Origin of the sequence: Microtetraspora niveoalba (assembly GCF_001570405.1) — a bacterium.
Lineage (GTDB): Bacteria > Actinomycetota > Actinomycetes > Streptosporangiales > Streptosporangiaceae > Microtetraspora > Microtetraspora niveoalba.
The window spans coordinates 177,979-198,001 of sequence record NZ_BBYM01000003.1 but is presented as its reverse complement, the minus strand read 5'-3'; the positions used below and the strand labels follow the sequence as shown (position 1 = coordinate 198,001).

General features: G+C 70.8%; 14 protein-coding genes and 2 pseudogenes. 6 read left to right on the top strand and 10 right to left on the bottom strand.

Features of this window, described 5'->3' with window-relative positions; translation table 11 throughout:
- Positions 1-131: 131 nt before the first annotated feature.
- The 4 genes and pseudogenes from AWQ70_RS02295 to serA all read right to left on the bottom strand — a co-directional run bounded on the left by AWQ70_RS02295 (position 132) and on the right by serA (position 4,858).
- The gene (locus AWQ70_RS02295) at positions 132-1,178 is read right to left on the bottom strand and encodes a 3-isopropylmalate dehydrogenase (RefSeq protein WP_067169447.1); all 1,047 of its coding nucleotides are present in this window, start codon (positions 1,176-1,178) and stop codon (positions 132-134) included.
- A gap of 46 nt (positions 1,179-1,224) precedes the next feature.
- Complete coding sequence (locus AWQ70_RS02290) at positions 1,225-2,148, bottom strand: ROK family protein (RefSeq protein ID WP_373282298.1); 924 nt, start codon at positions 2,146-2,148, stop codon at positions 1,225-1,227.
- A 96-nt stretch (positions 2,149-2,244) separates the two neighbouring features.
- A pseudogene (locus tag AWQ70_RS42340) lies at positions 2,245-2,373 on the bottom strand (MarR family transcriptional regulator); the annotation flags it as partial.
- 895 nt (positions 2,374-3,268) lie between these two features.
- Positions 3,269-4,858, bottom strand: coding sequence for a phosphoglycerate dehydrogenase (gene serA / locus AWQ70_RS02285; protein ID WP_067169444.1), 1,590 nt, complete (start codon positions 4,856-4,858; stop codon positions 3,269-3,271).
- A 263-nt stretch (positions 4,859-5,121) separates the two neighbouring features.
- On the opposite strand from serA, the gene AWQ70_RS02280 reads away from it, so the two are divergent.
- The 3 genes from AWQ70_RS02280 (at position 5,122) to AWQ70_RS02270 (ending at position 8,585) form a co-directional block, all read left to right on the top strand.
- Positions 5,122-6,024: a hypothetical protein gene (locus tag AWQ70_RS02280; protein ID WP_067169441.1), complete on the top strand. Its 903-nt coding sequence runs from the start codon at positions 5,122-5,124 to the stop codon at positions 6,022-6,024.
- Between the two features lie 275 nt (positions 6,025-6,299).
- Complete coding sequence (locus AWQ70_RS02275) at positions 6,300-7,655, top strand: MFS transporter (RefSeq protein ID WP_067169439.1); 1,356 nt, start codon at positions 6,300-6,302, stop codon at positions 7,653-7,655.
- A 135-nt stretch (positions 7,656-7,790) separates the two neighbouring features.
- A complete protein-coding gene (locus AWQ70_RS02270; protein ID WP_067169436.1) occupies positions 7,791-8,585 on the top strand; it encodes a class I SAM-dependent DNA methyltransferase in 795 nt (264 codons plus the stop codon).
- A gap of 81 nt (positions 8,586-8,666) precedes the next feature.
- Here AWQ70_RS02270 and AWQ70_RS02265 read toward each other — a convergent pair whose 3' ends face one another.
- The 3 genes from AWQ70_RS02265 to AWQ70_RS02255 form a co-directional block, all read right to left on the bottom strand.
- The gene (locus AWQ70_RS02265) at positions 8,667-11,270 is read right to left on the bottom strand and encodes an FtsX-like permease family protein (protein WP_067169433.1); all 2,604 of its coding nucleotides are present in this window, start codon (positions 11,268-11,270) and stop codon (positions 8,667-8,669) included.
- An 88-nt stretch (positions 11,271-11,358) separates the two neighbouring features.
- Complete coding sequence (locus AWQ70_RS02260) at positions 11,359-12,093, bottom strand: ABC transporter ATP-binding protein (protein ID WP_067169431.1); 735 nt, start codon at positions 12,091-12,093, stop codon at positions 11,359-11,361.
- A complete protein-coding gene (locus AWQ70_RS02255) occupies positions 12,090-12,605 on the bottom strand; it encodes a PadR family transcriptional regulator (RefSeq protein WP_067169428.1) in 516 nt (171 codons plus the stop codon). Before AWQ70_RS02255 ends, AWQ70_RS02260 begins: the two co-directional genes overlap by 4 nt.
- 222 nt (positions 12,606-12,827) lie before the next feature.
- Between AWQ70_RS02255 and AWQ70_RS40385 the strand changes: the two genes are divergently transcribed.
- From AWQ70_RS40385 to dacB, 3 genes are all read left to right on the top strand, one after another.
- The gene (locus AWQ70_RS40385) at positions 12,828-13,646 is read left to right on the top strand and encodes a CAP domain-containing protein (protein ID WP_067169425.1); all 819 of its coding nucleotides are present in this window, start codon (positions 12,828-12,830) and stop codon (positions 13,644-13,646) included.
- Positions 13,647-13,756: 110 nt separating this feature from the next.
- Positions 13,757-14,296 (top strand): FHA domain-containing protein, encoded by a 540-nt coding sequence (locus tag AWQ70_RS02245; protein WP_067169422.1) that lies wholly within the window; start codon positions 13,757-13,759, stop codon positions 14,294-14,296.
- Positions 14,297-14,425: 129 nt separating this feature from the next.
- Entirely contained in the window at positions 14,426-15,934 is a 1,509-nt protein-coding gene (gene dacB / locus AWQ70_RS02240) for a D-alanyl-D-alanine carboxypeptidase/D-alanyl-D-alanine endopeptidase (RefSeq protein ID WP_084516437.1), read from the top strand.
- Between the two features lie 113 nt (positions 15,935-16,047).
- Here dacB and ilvC read toward each other — a convergent pair whose 3' ends face one another.
- The 3 genes and pseudogenes from ilvC to AWQ70_RS02225 all read right to left on the bottom strand — a co-directional run.
- Complete coding sequence (gene ilvC / locus AWQ70_RS02235; RefSeq protein ID WP_067169722.1) at positions 16,048-17,034, bottom strand: ketol-acid reductoisomerase; 987 nt, start codon at positions 17,032-17,034, stop codon at positions 16,048-16,050.
- 37 nt (positions 17,035-17,071) lie between these two features.
- Complete coding sequence (gene ilvN / locus AWQ70_RS02230; RefSeq protein ID WP_067169417.1) at positions 17,072-17,596, bottom strand: acetolactate synthase small subunit; 525 nt, start codon at positions 17,594-17,596, stop codon at positions 17,072-17,074.
- Positions 17,596-19,359 (bottom strand): annotated as a pseudogene (locus AWQ70_RS02225) (acetolactate synthase large subunit); the annotation flags it as partial. The gene ilvN and the pseudogene AWQ70_RS02225, both read right to left, overlap by 1 nt.
- Between the last annotated feature and the right edge of the window lie 664 nt (positions 19,360-20,023).

The following is a 20,023-nucleotide window of genomic DNA, read 5'->3' as shown; positions in this document are numbered from 1 at the left end:
GATCCTTCTCTCTACGTCGTCACATTCATTGTGCGACCTACGGGAAACCTAAGGCATGCAAGAGGGTATGAAAAAGCGCATGGCGGCCCTGACTGGGCCGCCATGCGCAAAGACGGGGTGAGCGGCCCGGCTCAGCCGGCTACTCGGGAGGCGATGTGGTCGCCGATTTCACGGGTCTTCCGGGCGGTCGCGCCGCCCTGGCGCTCGACGAGGTCGTCGGCGACCGCCTGCTCGACCTTCTGCGCGGCGTCGGTGAGGCCGATGTGGTCGAGGAGCATGGCGATGGACAGGATGGTGGCCGTCGGGTCGGCCTTGCCCTGGCCCGCGATGTCGGGGGCGCTGCCGTGGACCGGCTCGAACATGGACGGAGCGGTCCGGTCCGGGTTGATGTTGCCGCTGGCGGCCAGGCCGATGCCGCCGGCGACCGCCGCGCCGATGTCGGTGATGATGTCGCCGAAGAGGTTGTCGGTGACGATCACGTCGAACCGCTCGGGCTGCGTGATGAAGAACATCGAGGCGGCGTCGATGTGGCAGTAGTCGGTCTCGACCTGGGGGTAGTCCAGGCTGACCCGGGCGACCGTGCGGGCCCACAGGTCACCGGCGTAGGTGAGGACGTTGGTCTTGTGGACCAGGGTGAGCTTCTTGCGCGGGCGCTGGGCCGCCTTCTCGAACGCGTAGCGGACGACCCGCTCGACGCCGTACGCCGTGTTGAGCGACTCCTGGGTCGCGATCTCGTGCGGCGTGCCGCGGCGCAGCGTGCCGCCGGCTCCCGCGTACAGCCCCTCGGTGCCCTCACGAATGACGACCATGTCGATGTCCTCGGGGCGGGCCTTGCCCAGCGGGGTCTCCACGCCGGGGAAGAGCTTGACCGGGCGCAGGTTCACGTAGTGGTCGAGCTCGAAACGCAGCCTGAGCAGCAGATCACGCTCCAGGATGCCCGGGGGGACGCTGGGGTCGCCGACGGCGCCGAGCACGATGGCGTCGTAGCCGCGCAACTCGTCCAGCACGGCGTCGGGAAGGACCTCGCCGGTCGCGTGGTAGCGCTTCGCTCCCAGGTCGTACTCGGTGGTCTCGACCTTGACACCCGCCGCGTTGAGGACCTTGAGCCCCTCGGCGACGACTTCGGTGCCGATCCCGTCTCCCGGGATAACTGCCAGACGGATGTTGCTGGAATCCATGTCTGTACCTTACCGGTCTGTCTCGTAGATCGAACGCGGGGTCTCACTATCCGGGCGGCGACACGGCGACCGCGCGCTCGAACACGAGGTCGCGCGCCGTCGCCAGCCCGAACGCGAGCGCGCCGAGCAGTACGGCGTCCGCGCCCAGCGTGGTCGGCTCGATGCGGGGCGGCCGCAACGCCACCAGGTCGGCGAGGCGCTCCGTCACGGGCCCGACGAGCAGGTCCGCGGCCTGCGCGCCGATGCCTCCGCCCAGCACCACCAGCTCGGGATCGAGCACGGCGACGACACCGGCCAGCGCGTGCGCGATGTGGTCGGCCTCCGCGGAGACGACCTTGAGCGCGGTCGCATCGCCCTGCCTGGCCGCGTCGAAGACGTCCTTGGCCGTCTCCGCCACCATGCCCAGGCGGGCGGCGGCCGCGGTCACACCGTCGGCCGAGGCCACCGACTCGAACATGCCGCGCCGGAGGTCGGCCGACGGATCGCCCTCGCCGACGGGCAGGTAGGCGATCTCGCCGGCCGCTCCGCGGGCGCCCCGGTAGAGCCGGCCGTCGATCACGACGCCCATGCCGATGCCGGTGCCCACGGAAACGTAGACGAAATGCGGCACGCCCTCGCCCAGACCGTACGCGCCCTCCCCCACCGCGGCGAGGTCCACGTCGTTCTCCAGGATGTACGGGGAGCCGGTGACGTCGGCGAGGCGCTCGACCGCGCCGGGCAGCTCCCATCCGGGCAGGTTGGGAGCCAGCCGCAGCGCCCCGGTCTCCTTGTCGTGGACGCCGGGGGTGCCGAACACGGCGAGCGTGACGTCTCCGGCGGTCAGGCCCGCCTCGGTGACGACCGCCGCCGCCAGCTCCGTGAGCTGGACGACCAGCTCGGCGTGACTTCCCGCGCGCGACGGCTCGTCCTTGCGGACGGCGATGTCGCCCACGAGGTCGGCCAGCGCGAGCCGTACGTAGGCGCGGCCCACGTCGACGGCGAGCACCCATCCGGCCTGCGGCCGCACCTCGTACAGCAGGGCGGCCCGGCCGGCATTGCCGGTGCGCAGTCCCACGGGCCGGACCAGCCGCGCCCGTTCCAGGTCCGCCAGCGCGACCGAGATGGTCGGCTTGGACAGGCCGGTCGCCTGCGCGAGCTCAGGACGGGACGCCTTGCCCCTGCGGTAGATCTCGGCCAGCACGGCGCGCTCGTTCATCACGCGCAACAGGCTCGTCGTGCTGGCGGTTCCGCCGATGCTGACCACCGTCCAAGGGTGTCACATCACACACCGGACGCGATCGTACGCGCGGAGGTGCCGGGCGGGGTCAGCGCTCCGGCGCTCCCCCGTTGTCACGGCGGTCGAGCGCGGTCTGCAGCGCGTCGGCGGCCTCGTCTCGGACGTCTTCAGGGCTGTTCCAGGGATACATGTCGTACATGACGATCTCATTCGTACGCGTGGAAAAGGAATGGGGCGGGATCCGGTCACGGATCCGGAATCAGGGCGCCGCCGAGGGCGCGGATCACACGCCTCTGGACGGAGATGGGAAGTCGTGGCCGGCACGGCGCCGCACACCGCGGCGGGTCGGCCGGCCGCCCTTGGTCAGGCCCCGCCGCGGCAGGTGATGAGTACGGACACCTGGCGCGTCATGTGGGCAAGACTACCCCAGAATCTCGTAGGACGACCTAGTATCTCAATATTCGAGACACTCTCCCAGCCCCCGAACCCGCGCGAGCGCCCAATGATCATTACGGCGCCCAGACATCACGCGAGGGGCGCGGCGGTGTCTGGACTGAGAAGCGAGCGGGGAGCGAGGAACGAGCGACTCCGAGCGACGAGGGAAGACACCGACTGTAGGCGCCCCGAGCCCGCGCGAGCGCCAATCGATCGTTACGGCGCCCAGACATCACGCGAGGGGCGCGGCGGTGTCTGGACTGAGGAACGCCCGGAGCGACGAAGGAGTGAGGACGTGACGAGGGAAGACACCGACTGTAGGCGCCCCGAGCCCGCGCGAGCGAAGCGAGCGCCATAAACACAGCGAGCGCCAATAAACACAAACCCGCTCCACCGGGGTGGCGGAGCGGGTCTGTGCGGTGTGGTCGCGGGAGGGCGGTCAGTCCTCCAGGTCGACGGTGCGGCCGCTGTCGGCTCCGACCTCGTTCACGATCTGGTCGATGACGTCGCCCGGGATGGCCGAGTCGACGGTGAGGGCGATCAGGGCCTTGCCGCCCTTCTCGCCGCGGGCGACCTGCATGGAGGCGATGTTGACGCCGTGCTCGCCGAGCACCCGGCCGACGATGCCGACGATGCCGGGACGGTCGGTGTAGGTGAAGAACGCCAGGTGGTCGGTGGGCTCGATCTCCATGGCGAAGCCGTTGACCTCGACGATCTTGGTGATCTGCCGGGGGCCGGACAGCGTGCCGGAGACCGAGACGGTGCGGCCGTCGGCGAGGACGCCGCGCACGGTGATGACGTTGCGCCAGTCGGGGCTCTCGCCGCTGGTGACCAGCTCGACCACGGTGCCGCGGTCCTTCGCGAGCAGCGGGGCGTTGACGTAGGTCACCGTGTCCTCGACGACGTCGGTGAAGACGCCCTTGAGGGCGGCCAGTTCGAGGACACGCACGTCCTGCGCCGCGATCTCGCCGCGTACCTCGACGTCGAGCTTGGCGGCGACCTCGCCGGCCAGGGCGGTGAAGATGCGGCCGAGCTTCTCGGTGAGCGGGAGGCCGGGCTTGACGTCCTCGGCGACGGCGCCGCCCTGGACGTTGACGGCGTCCGGCACGAACTCGCCGGCCAGGGCCAGCTTGACGCTGCGGGCGACCTGGGTGCCGGCCTTCTCCTGGGCCTCGTGCGTGGACGCGCCGAGGTGCGGAGTGACCACGACCTGGTCGAACTCGAACAGCGGGCTGTCCGTGCAGGGCTCCTTGGCGAAGACGTCGATGCCGGCGCCGGCGACGCGGCCCTCCTTGAGGGCGGAGTACAGCGCGTTCTCGTCGATGATGCCGCCGCGGGCGACGTTGATCAGGCGGACCGACGGCTTGACCATGTGCAGCTCGCGGTCGCCGATGAGGCCGAGGGTCTCCTTTGACTTGGGCAGGTGCACGGTGATGAAGTCGGCCTGCTGGAGCACCTCTTCCAGCGACAGCAGCTTGACGCCCATCTGGGCGGCGCGGGCCGGCTGCAGGTACGGGTCGTAGGCGATCAGCTCGACGCCGAACGGCTGCAGGCGCTGGGCGACGAGCTGGCCGATCTTGCCGAGGCCGAGGATGCCGACGACCTTCTCGTCGAGCTCGACGCCGGTGTACTTGGAACGCTTCCACTCGCCGCCCTTGAGAGCGGAGTGCCCCTGGGCGACGTTGCGGGCGCTGGCCAGGATGAGCGCGACGGTGTGCTCGGCGGCGCTGGTGATGTTGGAGGTGGGAGCGTTGACGACCATGACGCCGGCCTTCGTGGCGGCCTCGACGTCGACGTTGTCCAGGCCGACCCCGGCGCGGGCCACGACGCGCAGCTTGGACGCGTGCGCGATCGCCTCGGCGTCCACCTGGGTGGCGCTGCGGATGATCAGCGCGTCGACGTCGGCGAGCGCGGGCAGCAGCTGGGATCGGTCGGCGCCGTCGGTGTGACGGACCTCGAAGTCCGCGCCGAGCACGGCCAGACCGGCTTCGGACAGCTCCTCTGCGACAAGGACGACGGGCTTGTTCACTGGCGATCCTTAGGAAAGTGCGGCTGCACGGACACGCGTGAGTCTATCCGGGCTTGTGAAAGCTCTCACGAGCGACCGCCATACGAGACGGGGCAGCTCGCGGCACTCATCGGAGATCGTGAGATTCACTCACATGTTCGTTAACTGTGAGCTTTACCCAAGATGGACCGGTCCCATCCAGACAGGCTCTATCTTGGTATTGATCGCACGCATTCTTCACGATTAGCCTGATAAGCCATGGTTCGCTACCTATCGTTCAGCCTATGAGCATCGGGAACCCTTCTCTCGGCGACGTGCTCGCGCAGCACGGAAGCCCGCAACGCCTGCTCGCGGCTCTTGCCGAACGGGGAATCCTGGTGGCCGTCCGGCCTGACCGTTCCGTCGTGCTCGGCACGACGCAGAGCGGGGAGCGTGTGCTGCTCGGTTACACCGCACCCGCGACCTACGCCCGGCATCGGGGCGGCCACTCCCTTTCGGCCTGCGACGCCGAAACCATCCTCGACATCCAGCGCGTCACCGGTGTGCGCGAGATCGTGATCGACGCGGCCGGCCCCAACGCCGCCGCCGTGCCCATCGAGGATCTCCAGCGCTACCTGGCCTCGGCGCGCAGCGGAGCCGCCCACGCCCTGTCCGCTTCGAGATCCACCTCGACGCCCACCGCGTACGCCACGGGCGCGATGGCGACGGTGGCCCGGGCGCAGGTGACCCAGGCGCCTCCCGCCCCGGCCCCCGCTCCGGCGCCCACCCCGGTGGCCGCCCCGTCGCCCGGCCCGCTTTCGCCGGCCTGGATCCCCGCGCCGCGTCAACATCTGTCCGGCGCGATGCAGGTGGTCGACCCCGGCTATCGCCGGACGAACCACCCGATCCTGCCCGCGCTGCGGGTGGCGCTCGCGGAGATCCTGCGCGACCTGCCGCTCGTCCACCACGTGTGGATATCCGAGGCGCGGACCGTGTCCGGCTCGACCGGACTGATGCTGCACGTCAAGGTGCACGCGTCGGCGGCCGAGGACATCGTGCGGGACATCCACCGCGGCGCGCGCGCCCGGCTGCCCCAACTCGCGGCCAGCGGAGCGCCGGTGCTCATGGCCCGGGTCGCCGACGCCCACACGGAACGCCGGATGATCGAGGTCGGCGCGCACGTCGTCTGCGCGGACGTCCGCGGCTAGCGCCCCGACCGGCGGAGGTCTCGCCGGGAGGGGCGCCACCCGCGCCGAACCGGGTCCCGCCTTTCCGGGACCCGGCCGCCGGGCGTGTCGCGGACGCGCCCTGCGGTCCGCACGAGGAGCTCGGCGTCCGCGCCCGTGCCGAGCCCGATCGCGCGTTCTTCACCGCCTCCGGTGGTTGACGGGACGGTTTACCGCCGCGTGCTCGCGGAGCCCGGCACGATTCCGATTCGGGCTCATGTCTTCCGGCCGGACGCTTGCTCGGCTTGAATGTCGCCATGGTCTCCCCGGCGGTGACGCCCACCCCCATGACCGTGTCCCGTGGCGTTCGGCTCGGCTATGCCGTCGGGTCGTTCTGCACCGCGAACTTCTCCGCGATCCCGGGCCTGCTCCTGCTCATCTACATGACCGACGTGCTGGCGGTCCCCCCGCTGCTCGCGGGGTTCATCGTCTTCCTGCCCAAGGCGTGGGACCTGGTCGTCAACACCCTGGTCGGCCAGTGGTCGGACCGCACCGTCTCGCGCTGGGGGCCGCGCCGCCCGTGGATGCTCGCCGGTTCGGTCGTCCTGCCCCTGTCCTTCGGGCTGATGTTCGCCGGGCCGCCGCTGACCGGCCTCCCGGCCGCGCTGTTCGTCGGTGGGATGTTCCTGGTGGCCGCCACCGGATACGCCCTGTACGAGGTGCCGTACAAGGCCATGCCGGCCGAGATGACCGGCGACTACCACGAGCGCACGTCGCTGCTGCAGTGGCGGATGATCTTCGTCGCGGTCGGGATCGCCATGAGCGGGATCCTCGCGCCCGCCATCGCGGGGAAGTCGATCGAGGGCTACCGCCAGATGGGCCTGATCTTCGCGGCCGTCCTGCTGGTGTCCATGTTCGGCTCGTTCTTCGGCACCGCCCGCGCCCCCTTCACGGGCCCGCAGGAGGCGGAGGGCACGCTGCGCGCCCAGCTCGCCGCCGCCCGCACGTCGAAGCCCTTCCTGTGGCTGCTCGGGCTGTGCAGCGCGCAGACCCTCGGGGCGGGTGTGATGCTCGCGGGCGCGCCCTACTTCGCCGCGTACACACTGGGTGACACGGGGGCGACCAGCACGCTGTTCGCCGCGCTCGTCGGCCCGATGCTGGTCACGATGCCGCTGTGGGTGTGGCTCGCCCGCAGGTTCGACAAGCGGGGCGCGATGATCCTCTCCGGCGCGCTGTTCGCCGTCGGCGCCCTGCTGGTCGTCGCCACCCCGCTGCTCGGCTCGCTGTACGCGCATCTGTGCGTGGTGGTGGTCGGCGTGGGGTACGCGGGGTTGCAGCTCCTGGGCTTCTCGATGCTCGCCGACGTCATCGCGTACGACGGAGCGGTGAGCGGGAAGCGCCGCGGCGGCGTCTTCACCGGGCTGTGGACGGCCGTGGAGAGCGCGGTGCAGGCGTTCGGGGTGACGATCTACGGCGCGGTGTTGGCGGTCGGCGGCTTCGTCTCCTCCGACCCGGCGAACCCGGTCACCCAGCCGGGCAGCGCGCACACGGCGGTGATCGTCGGCCTGACCGTCGTCCCGGCGGTGATCGCCCTGTCCGGCGTGCTCATGACCCTGAAGTACGACCTGACCGCCGAGCGCATGGCCCGCGCCCAAGCTCCCACGGCCACCTGACCCCCGGTCGCGCGGCGACGTGCGGGGAGGCCGCTCAGGTGGTCCGATCCGTCCCGATCGGTGACCGTGCGTGACGGGCCGTTCACTGGCATCCTCGACAGGACAGCCGTCACGCCGAGCCAAACGGAAGCCGCCGTGCACAACAAGGATCGTTCGAGTCTCGTCCGCCAGGCCGTCTACGCCGTCCGCCACCCGGGCCGGGTCCCGCGCCACGTCCGCCGCCTGGCGAGGGACACCTGGCTGCGCCTGCGCAGTCCCGACCACACCAGCTACTACCGAGCCGTGATGAGGTCGGACACCGCGCGCAGCCCGTACTCGGCGGTGGGCAGCAAGTCACGCGAGCGCTGGATCAAGATGGGCCGGACGCAGTTCGACTACCTGATCAGGCACGGGTTGCGACCGCGGCACCGCGTCCTGGAGATCGGCTGCGGGAACCTGCGGGCCGGGCGGCTGCTCATCGACTATCTGGACACGGGGCACTATTTCGGGATCGACATCTCCCCCGACATCCTGATCGCCGCCCAGAACACGATCGTGGAGTACGACCTGCGGGAGAAGTTGCCGCACCTCACGCCGGTCAGGGACCTGACGTTCGCCTTCCTCCCGGACCGGCACTTCGACGTGGTCCACGCGCACAGCGTGTTCTCCCACTCGCCGCTGCACGTGATCGAGGAGTGCTTCGCGCACGTGGGGCGCGTCCTCAAGGCGGACGGCTGGTTCGACTTCACCTTCGACCGCACCGAGGGCAAGGAGCACCAGGTGCTGCACGAGGACTTCTACTACCGCACCGGGACGCTGGTGGATCTGGCCGCGAAGCACGGCCTCGTGGCGACGTTCATGGAGGACTGGGAGCGGCTTCCGCCCAAGCAGTCCAAGATCCGGATCACCCTGCCCGGCCGGAACGGCCACGTCCACCCGGGTGACCGCTGACCTCGGCGGGCCCGGAAACGGTCAGCCCGGGTGAACACGACTCCGGCGGCGTGAGCGCGGCCGGCCCTGCCGGACGGGGACTTATGCCACCCGGCGCGAAAGCCTTACCCGCGTACGGGCGAACACCCCCGCCACCAGGGCCGCCAGCAGGGGAAGGCCCACCGCCATCGCGGCGAGCTGCGGCCACGGCACGGCGAACACGAATCCCGGCGACGCGAAGCGATAACTGTTGAGCGCCGCCGCGGGGAAGTCCTCCGCCTGGACGAGGGCCCGCGCGGCGAGCGCGGCGCCGGGCGCCAGGCCCGCCACCACACCGGCCGGTACGCCGATCCCGGCGATGAAGGCCGCCTGCCCGGCCACCACCGCCCGGCGGGTCCGCGGCCGCGCGCCGGTCGCGGAGAGGATGTCCAGGTCCTTGCGCGTGTCCGCCGCCGCGAGGGCCGTCGCGGTGAAGGTGGCGCCCAGCACGATCACGGCCATCGCGATCGCGAACACCAGCGACCCCCGTTGCCCGTCGCGCTCCCACGCCACCATGACCGCCACCCGGGACGTCACCGCTTGGATGGGATCCTGCAGTCGCGCTTCCTCGGCCACCGTCACCCGTCTGACCTGGGGATCGACGAGGAGGTGCGCGAGCTTGACCCCGTATCCGCGCGAGGTGAACGCGGACGCCGGAGCGACACCCAGGACCACCGTGGGGCCCTCGACCCGCACGAGCGTCGTGGGCAGGGACACGGCCGTCTGCTCGTCCTGGAAGGGGTACGGGGAGAGCGTCAGCCGCAGCTCGCCGTTCCGGACCGCGCCGGGGTCGAACACGACGGCGCGGCCCGCGGCCAGCGCGGCCTCGGCGCCGGGATCCGTACGGCCGAGGACGTAGCGCAGCAGGTCGGGGCCGCCCAGGGGCAGCTCGCCCAGCGGGCCTCCCAGCCGCATGCATTCCGCGCACCCGTGGTCGCGCACCTGGATCGACAGCGGCTGCCCCTTGCCGTTCACGGGCACGAGTCCCTCGACCAGCGGCACTCCCGGCAGCGTCTTCTCCACGATCGGCCGGATCTCGCGCCACGACTCCTCGGTGACCTCGGTGCCGTAGACGGCGGTCGTGCCCGGCACGAAGAGGCTGCGCGGCGTCTGCGTCCTGAGCGCCGTCTCGCTCGCCACCACGATCGAGATCGTGCTGAACGCGGCGGTCGCCGCCATGACCGCCGCGACAGCGGGCGCCGTACGACCGCGGTTGCGGGCGCCGTCGCGGACGGCCAGCCGGAGCGGCAGGGGAAGCCGTCCCGCGAGCGCACCAATCCGGCCGATCAGCCACGGCATGACCAGGACGAGGCCGAGCTGGCCGAGCAACACCCCCCCGAGGACGGCGTTCCGCCCGCTCCAGACGCCGTACGCGAGCGCCGCGAGGCCCAGCACGACGAGAAGCGCACCCAGCAGGGGGCGTCCGGCGCGGTCCCGGCGTGCGTCGCGCCGCCCCGCGAGGGCCGCGGGCACGTCCCAGCGGGCCGCCTGTACGGCGGGCACGATCGCGGCGACCAGGCCGCTCAGCGTGCCGAGCGCGACGACGAGGGCGACCTGGCCGACGGGCACGTCGAACGGCCCCAGCTCACCGGCGGGCCACAGACCGACGACGCCGACCACGACACGGGCGACGCCCACACCCAGGACGGCCCCGAGCACGGAGGCACCCGCGCCGAGGGTGAGGCCCTCGGCGATCACGATGATCTTCAGGTGGCGGGCCGAGCCGCCCTGGGCGGCGATCAGCGCCAGCTCCCGGCGCCGCCGCCGGAGCCCCACCGCGAAGGCCGGTCCGGCGAGCAGCACGACCTCGATGACGAGGATCGCGGTGACCAGCGCCACCGTCTGCGCGTCGTTCCAGAGGAAGGGACGATCCCCCAGCGCCTCGTCCGGACCGTCTCCGATCGGAGGCGGATCGTCGAGGACGGCCCGCGACAACACGGTGAGCCCCTTCAGGTTCGCCTGCCGCACCAGCTCCCAGGTGATCGGCCCCCGCGCGTCGACGAGCCAGCGGCTTTCGGGGCGGAGCCCCTCCACGCGGCCCAGCAGCGCGCCGGGCGGCGTGATGATCTGCCGGACGACGTAGCCGGACACGGGCGGGGCCGCCACGACGCCCACCACCCGCCTGGCGAGGTCGGCCCTGGTGACGCGCAGGACGCTCCCCACCGGCACCCCGACGGCGTCGCTCACCGCGACCTCGTCCTCCGCCTGGGGAAACCGCCCGGCGATCAGGTGGAACACACTCTGGGTGACGGGATCGCGGGCGTCCACCTCACGGACCACCGCATCCTGGTAGCCGTCGCGCTCCTGGTACTCGCCGTGCCCCTGGACGGACCGCACCACCCGGGTGTCCGGGCCGAACAACGCCGCGATCTCGGCCTCCGCGAGCGGAGGCCGGGTGTCGCTCCCGACCGTCATGAACAGCTCCGCCCGCGTGGCGTTCTGCCGGATCGGGCCGATCATCTCGGTGTCCGTGACCATCGCGGCGGCGGAGCCCAGATCCCAGGCGATCCGCTCGCGCGGGTCGAGCTCCCGCGTCGCTGTGTACGTGGCGGCGACGGTGAAGGCGAGCACCGGCAGGCCGATCATGATCATGACGAGCAGGCTGCGGCCCTTCGCCCGCCAGGCGTCGCGTCGGGCGATCCGTAACGCGGCACGTACGGAACTCATGGCACCTCCCGGCCCAGCGGCCCGCGGGCCGGTCGTGTCGAAAGCGCGTGATCGGGCGCCACGCGCCGCAAGAGGCTGATCGGCCGGCTCATCGGGCGCTCACCAGGCCCGCGGCGGCCGAGTCGACGAGCCGCCCGTCTTTCAGGAACACCACCCGGTCGGCCCAGGCGGCATACCTGGGCTCGTGGGTGACGACGAGGACGGCGGCCCCCGCCTCCGCCCGGCCCCGGAGGATGCCCAGGATCTCGTCGCCCACGAGCGTGTCCACCGCCCCGGTCGGCTCGTCGGCGAGGAGCAGCCGCCGCTCCCCCACCAGCGCCCGGGCGATCGCCACCCGCTGCCGCTGGCCGCCGGACATCTCCTCCGGGAAACGGTCCGCCAGGTCGTCCGCCCCGACCTCCTCCAGCGCGGCGCGCGCCTCCTCGCGGGCCCGCGCCGTACGGACGCCGTCCAGCTCGCGGGGAAGCATCACGTTCTCCGCGGCGGTCAGCGACGGGATGAGATTGAGGTCCTGGAACACGTAGCCGACGTTGCGTCTGCGTAGCGCGGCCAGGTCGGCGGCCGGCAGCCCGGCCAGCGCGACGCCCTCGACCTCGACGTCGCCGGACGTCGGCCGGTCGAGCCCGCCGGCGAGGTTGAGCAGCGTGGACTTGCCGGATCCGGACGGTCCCATCACCGCGACCAGCTCTCCCGCCGCGACGTCGAGGCTCACCCCCTTCAACGCGTGTACGGCTCCCGCCCCGTCGCCGTGCCTGCGGCCGACCTCGGCGAGCCGCACCACGACGGCCGCGGGCGTGCCGGGCTCTGGATCGGGTGATGTCATGCGCCCTCCTTGGGGGATGCGGCGAGGACGGCCTCGCAGTGCGCGAGCCAGCGCTGCTCGGCCTCCGCCTGGAAGATCATTGAGTCGAGGACGAGCCGCTGCGCGACGCCCGCGCCGCGCTTGGCCCGGGTGAGCTCCTGCAGGGTCCGCATGGTGGCGGAGCGCTGGGCCTGCACGACCCGCGCGACGTCGACCCCCGGAGCGGTCATCGCCATGGCGAGCTTGATGACCAGCTCGTCACGTGGCCGGTCGGCCTGGCGGACCGGTGTGGCGAACCACAGGTCCAGCTCGGCCCGGCCCTTCTCGGTGATGTCGTAGACCACGCGGCCCTGCTCGTCCTGCTCGCCGGGGGCGACCAGTCCATCCCGTTCCATCCGCGACAGCGTCGTGTAGACCTGGCCGATGTTCAGCGGCCAGGTCGCCCCTGTGGACGCTTCGAACTCCGCGCGGAGCTGGTACCCGTACCGAGGGCCCTGGGTGAGCAACGCCAGCAGGCCATGCCGGATCGTCATGTATACCGAGTATGCATACTCGGTATGCTCTTGCCAAGTCGGATTCCCCGCAGATCCGGGATCGCTCCATACCCCGCTGACCAGCAGAAATTCGGACCAAAGCGACTAGCTTCGCACTAGGTCAGATACCAAGAAAAGAGTGGTTTAGCGGTCATAGCACCCTCAAGAGCGTCCATAATGCTGATTCCATCCAGTACGAAACCCCCGCACACTGGAGGAACCGTGCGAAAGACCGCCCTGGCCATCCTGGGTCTCGGCAGCGTGGCGGCGATCGGCCTGCCCGCCGTACCCGCCAATGCGGCCGCCGCCCGGCCCGACTGCCGCGTCGTCGCGTCGAAGCCGCGGACCACGCCGAGCGGGCAGATCCGCGCCGCCGTGGCGCGCACCGGCTGCGCCGACCGCGCACGGGTCCGCGTCCGGATCGTCAAGGTGCTGCCCGGCCCCGACCGTACGGTGAAGAGCGGCTCCGCCGTCGTACGCAACGGGCGGCTCGCGGTGAGCCTGCGCTGCAGCCCCGGCACCTTCGTCACGGTCGTCACGGACGGCCGGGGGCACCTCGCGAAGTCCGCGAAGGCCCGCCTGACCTGCTCCCCCGCCCGCCCCGGCGGTTCGGGCACCGGCACGGGGACAGGGACTGGGACCGGTTCGGGCTCGGCCGTCGGGACCGACATCGAGAACGAGGTCGTACGGCTGACCAACGCCGAGCGCGCCAAGGCCGGTTGCGGCGCCCTGGTCCACGACGCCCGGCTGCGCGCCGCCGCCTACGGGCACTCGGGCGACATGTCCGCCAAGGAGTACTTCAGCCACACCTCGCAGGACGGCCGCGACTTCGCGCAGCGCATCAAGGCGTCCGGCTTCGCGTTCAGCGCGGCGGCGGAGAACATCGCCAAGGGCTACTCGACCGCCGCCGCCGTGGTGAAGGGCTGGATGGACAGCCCGGGACACCGCAAGAACATGCTGAACTGCTCCTACACCCACATCGGCGTCGGCCACGCGGCGGCGGGCGGACCGTACTGGACGCAGGACTTCGCGCGCGGTTGACGGACCCGGCCTCCCCCACACCCCCGCGGCCGATCGCACGCGCGACCCAAAAGGCGAGGAATGTGGGGGTCTGCTGGACACCCTGTGATCCTCCGACGGATACTCCTGACATGAGCTCGTCGCACCCTCCGGTTCGCGCGTCCGACGGGGACCGTGAGCGCGCGCTCAACGAGCTCCGCGACCGCGCCGCCGAGGGGCGGCTCTCCATGGAGACCTTCGTCGGACGCGTCGACATGGCGCTGCGGGCCCGCAACAGGGGCGAGCTGGACGATCTCATCTCCGACCTGCCCCAGCGGGGCCGCTGGCGCCGGCGCATCACCGAGGCGGTCTCCTCGGTTTCCGACCTCACCACCAGGATCGAGGCGGCCTGGCGGCGCCCCCGGTTGCCCCGGCTCGCCCTCCCCGCCGACAGCCGGGTCCGCTACCTCGTCGGCCGGGGCTCGGCCTGCGACCTGGTGCTGTCCGACGTGACGGTCTCCCGCGTACACGCCGAGCTGCGCCGCGAGGACGACGCGTGGCTCCTGGTGGATCTGGGCTCGCTCAACGGCACCCGGCTGAACGGCTGGCGGCTGGTCGGCCCGGCGCGGGTGCGTCCCGGTGACGAGGTCGCGTTCGGCGACTGCGTGTTCCTGGTCGCCAGCCCCGCCTGACCGTCTCTCCTGGCCGTCCCCACATATACGCACATTTCCGTATTGATGCGGCTGCGGCCGTTCCACATGATCGCGGAAAGCCCCACTCAGTCTGGAGTGACCGTGCGCTTATCACGACGAACTTCGATCATGCTGGCCTCGCTGGTCCTGGTCGGCGGTGTCGCGGGCTCGGGAATCCCCGCCGACGCGCTCGACCCCGACCCCGGCGTCGCCGACCTGGTCCACGACATCGACGAGCTCCTCAACGACTCCCGGCTCACGATGGCCCGCGCCGGCGTGGTCGTCCGGAGCGCCGCCACCGGCGAGAACCTGTACACCCTCGACTCGGGCAAGCTGTTCGCCCCCGCCTCCAACACCAAGCTGCTCACGTCCGCCGCGGCGATGGAGACGCTCGGCCCGGACTACCGGTTCAGCACGCAGGTCCTGTCCAAGGGCAGGGACCTCTACCTGAAGGGGACCGGCGACCCCACCGTGCTCGCCGCCGACTACGACGCGCTGGCCGCCAAGGTCGCCGCGTCCGGCGTCAAGGTCGTCACGGGCCGCCTGGTCGTGGACGACACCTGGTTCGACGACGTACGGCTCGGCACCGACTGGGCCTGGGACGACGAGCCGTACTACTACGCGGCGCAGATCTCGGCGCTGACGGCGTCGCCCGACACGGACTACGACGCGGGGTCGGTCGTCGTGTCGGTCGCCCCCGGTGACCGCCCCGGCAAGCCGGCCAAGGTGACGACGACCCCCGAGACCGACTACGTGAAGATCGTCAACAGGGCGACGACCGGGGCCGAGACGGACATCCTCGTGGAGCGGGAGCACGGCGGGAACACGGTCGTGGTGACCGGCACCGTGGCCGAGCAGTACGACGAGTGGGTCGCGGTGTGGGACCCGGCCCTCTACGCCGCCTCCCTCTTCCGGAAGGGGCTGGCCGCCCACGGCGTGCGCGTGATCGGCCAGACCGTACGCGGGGCGACCCCGGCGGGGGCCAAGGCCGTGGCCGCGCGCGAGTCCATGCCGCTCAGCCAGTTGCTGACGCCGTTCATGAAGCTCAGCAACAACATGCACGCCGAGATCCTGACCAAGGCGATGGGCCGCAAGGCCTCCGACGCGGGCAGCTGGTCCGCCGGCCTCGCGGTGACGGAGGCGTTCGCCAAGGCGAACGGCGTGGAGACGCTGCGTCTGCGGGACGGCTCCGGCCTGTCGCGGATGGACGGTCTCACGCCGTCGGGCCTCGCGTCACTGCTCGCCTCGGTCAGGGGCAAGCCGTGGTTCCCCGTCTGGTACGACTCGTTGCCGGTGGCCGGGGCGGCGGAGCGGATGGTCGGCGGGACGCTGCGCAGCCGCATGCGCGGCACGCCCGCCGAAGGCAACGTGCACGCGAAGACGGGCTCGCTGACCAGCGTGACGTCGTTGTCGGGCTACGTGACGAGCGCGGAGGGCGAGCCGCTGGTCTTCTCGATCATGACGAACGGCTACCTCTCCGGGGCGCCGCGGGACCTGGAGGACCGGATCGCGGTCAGGCTCGCCCAGTTCACCCGGTCCGCCCCCGTGGACGCGGCGGCCGCCTCGACGCTGCGCGCGGAGACCGCCCAGGACGACGACGGCCTCGAATGCTCCTGGCGCAAGCCCGTCCAGTGCTGACCCCGCCGACCTCACCGGCTCCACAAGGGCGACCGCGAGCCCGGTGACCCGGTGAGAAACGCATCGGCGCCGTCCCCGCTGACCGGGGACGGCGCCGACTCGCGTGCGCGGGACTACTGGGACTTGAGCCAGCTCATCATCGGGCGGAGCTTGGCGCCGGTCTCCTCGATCGGGTGGCCGGAGAGCTCCTCGCGGTACTTGTTGAAGTTGGCCTGGCCGGAGTCGAACTCCTCGACCAGCTCGCGGGCGTACTGGCCGTTCTGGATCTCGTCCAGGATGCGGCGCATCTCCTGCTTGGTCTCCTGGTTGACCACGCGCGGGCCGCGGGTGTAGCCGCCGTACTCGGCGTTGTCGGAGACCGACCAGTACATCTTCGAGATGCCGCCCTCGTACATGAGGTCGACGATCAGCTTCATCTCGTGCAGGCACTCGAAGTACGCGACCTCGGGCTGGTAGCCCGCCTCGATCAGGGTCTCGAAGCCCGCCTTGATCAGCTCGGAGACGCCACCGCACAGGACGGCCTGCTCGCCGAACAGGTCGGTCTCGGTCTCCTCGGTGAAGGTCGTCTTCAGCGCGCCGGCGCGGGTGCCGCCGATGCCCTTGGCGTACGACAGGACGAGCGGCCAGGCGTTGCCGGTCGCGTCCTTCTCGACGGCGACGAGGCACGGCACGCCGCGCCCGGCCGAGAACTGGCGGCGGACCAGGTGGCCCGGGCCCTTCGGAGCGACCATGGCCACGTCGACGCCCTCGGGCGCCTCGATCAGGCCGTAGCGGATGTTGAAGCCGTGACCGAAGAACAGCGCGTCGCCCGCGACCAGGTTCGGCTTCACGTGCTGGGCGTAAAGGTCACGCTGGACGTGGTCCGGCGCCAGGATCATGGTGAGGTCGGCCTCTTCCACGGCCTCCGACGGCGTGAGCACGCGCAGACCGTCGGCCTCGGCCTTCTCCCGGCTCTTGGAGCCCTCGAGCAGGCCGACGCGCACGTCCACACCGGAGTCGCGCAGGCTCAGCGCGTGCGCGTGACCCTGGCTGCCGTACCCGAGGACGGCCACGTGCCGACCCTGGATGATCGACAGGTCGGCGTCGTCATCGTAGAAGATCTCAGTCACTTGATTGCCTTTCAGTGAATTTTCTCGGCTACGCGGTGCGGTCCAGCGCACGGAGCGAGCGATCGGTGATGGAACGGGCACCGCGGCCGATGGCCACCATGCCGGACTGCACGAGCTCCTTGATGCCGTACGGCTCAAGGACCCGCACGAAGGCCTCCAGCTTGTCCATCGTGCCGGTGACCTCGATGGTCACCGCGTCCGGCGCCACGTCGACGCAGCGGGCGCGGAACAGGTTGACCAGTTCCAGGACGTGGGACCGGCTGTCCGCGTCGGTCCGCACCTTGATCAGCATCAGCTCACGCTGCACCGACTGCGCGGTGTCCAGCTCCACGATCTTGAGGACGTTCACCAGCTTGTTGAGCTGCTTGGTGACCTGCTCCAGCGGGAGTTCTTCCACGCTGACCACGATGGTCATCCGGGAGATGTCGTCGTGCTCTGTCGGCCCGACGGCCAGCGAGTCGATGTTGAAGCCTCGCCGGGAGAAGAGACTGGCGACCCTGGCCAGCACGCCGGGCTTGTTCTCGACCAGCACCGACAGCGTGTGCTTGCTCATCAGTCCTCGATCTCCCACTTCGGCGCCATGTCTCGGGCGTACTTGATGTCGTCGTTGCTGGTGCCCGCGGCGACCATCGGCCAGACCATCGCGTCCTGGTGGACGACGAAGTCGACCACGACGGGAACATCGTTGATCTCCATGGCCTTGCGGATGGTGGCGTCGACGTCCTCCGGCCGCTCGCAGCGCAGACCCACACAACCGTACGCCTCGGCCAGCTTGACGAAGTCCGGGATCCGCCGGACGGTCTGCAGGTTGGTGTTGGAGTACCGCTGGTTGTAGAAGAGGGTCTGCCATTGGCGAACCATGCCGAGGTTACCGTTGTTGATGACGGCCACCTTGATCGGCACACCTTCGATGGCGCAGGTGGCCAGCTCCTGGTTCGTCATCTGGAAGCAGCCGTCGCCGTCGATCGCCCACACCGTGGAGTCGGGGCGGCCCATCTTGGCGCCCATCGCCGCGGGGACCGCGAAGCCCATCGTGCCCGCGCCGCCGGAGTTGATGAACGTCCCCGGCTTCTCGTAGCCGATGAACTGCGCCGCCCACATCTGGTGCTGCCCGACGCCCGCGGTGTAGATCGCGTCCGGGCCGACGACCGCGCTCAGCCGCTCCATCACGTACTGCGGGGCCAGCGAGCCGTCGGCGAACTCCTCGTACCCAAGCGGGTAGGTGGTGCGGTAGCCGTCCAGCAGGGTCCACCACTCGTCGTAGTCGCCCTTGCGGCCCTCGGCGTACTCGTGCTCGATGGCCGCGATCAGGTCGGTGATGACCTCGCGGCAGTCGCCCACGATCGGGACGTCCGCGTGCCGGTTCTTGGAGATCTCCGCCGGGTCGATGTCGGCGTGGACCACCTTGGCGTTCGGTGCGAAGCTGGACAGTTCACCGGTCACCCGGTCGTCGAAGCGGGTGCCCAGCGCGATCAGCAGGTCGCTGCGCTGGAGCCCCCCGACGGCCGAGACGCTGCCGTGCATGCCCGGCATGCCCAGGTGCTGGCGGTGGCTGTCCGGGAAGGTGCCGCGCGCCGTCAGCGTGGTGACGACCGGGATGCCGGTCAGCTCGGCCAGCCGCAGCAGCTCGGGAGACGCCTTGGCCTTGTGGACGCCGCCGCCGACGTACAGCACGGGCCGCTTCGCCTCGACGATCAGCCGGGCCGCCTCGCGGATCTGCTTGGAGTGCGGACGGGTGACCGGGCGGTACCCCGGGAGTTGCAGCACCGGGGGCCACGAGAACGTCATCATCTTCTGCTGGGCGTCCTTGGCGATGTCGACCAGGACGGGCCCGGGACGGCCGGTCGAGGCGATGTGGAACGCCTCGGCGAGCGCCCTCGGAATGTCGGCCGCCTCGGTGACCAGGAAGTTGTGCTTCGTGATCGGCATCGTGATGCCGGAGATGTCCGCCTCCTGGAAGGCGTCCGTGCCGATCAGCGGCGTCGCGACCTGGCCGGTGATCGCCACGATCGGCACCGAGTCCATGTACGCGTCGGCGATCGCGGTCACCAGGTTGGTCGCGCCCGGACCGCTGGTCGCCATGCAGACCCCGACCTTGCCGGTGGCCTGCGCGTACCCCTCGGCCGCGTGGCCGGCGCCCTGCTCGTGCCGTACAAGCACGTGCCGGACCTTGGCAGAGTCGTAGAGGGGATCGTAGGCGGGGAGAATGGTGCCGCCCGGGATCCCGAACACCGTGTCGACCCCGAGGTGCTCCAGCGCCCGCACGAGGGCCTGAGCACCTGTCATCTGTTCGGTCATCGGCTCGTTCCTTGTGGCTGAGCTGTCTGTCTGCTGGCATAAAAAATGCCCCGACCGCCAAGGCGGATCTGGGGCGCGCGCAGGACCGAGTGCTTCGTCAGGCCGCGCGCCTGCGAAGTACTACGAGGATCCCACTGCGATGCATGGCTACACGATGTCCGATGCGCGCACCCCTCGTCAAATTATCTCGGACACCGGTCTCACTATATGAGATCAACTTCGCCCCTCCACCCATCTGACCAGCCCCGCCCCGCCGAGCGCCATCGGTGATCACGAGGGGCGCGGCGGTGTCTGGACCGAGGAACGCCCGCAGCGACGAAGGAGCGAGGAGCGTGACGAAGGCAAACCCGACAACACGAACGAGCGGGCGAGGAACGAGTCCCGAGTGACGAGGGAAGACACCGACTGTAGGCGCCCCGAGCCCGCGCGAGCGCCATCGATCACTACGGCGGCCGACCATCACGCGAGGGGCGCGGCGGTGTCTGGACTGAGAAGCGAGCGGGGAGCGAGGAACGAGCGACTCCGAGCGACGAGGGAAGACACCGACTGTAGGCGCCCCGAGCCCGCGCGAGCGCCTTCGATCATTACGGTGGCCAACCCATCACGCGAGGGGCGCGGCGGTGTCTGGACTGAGAAGCGAGCGGGGAGCGAGGAACGAGCGACTCCGAGTGACGAGGGAAGA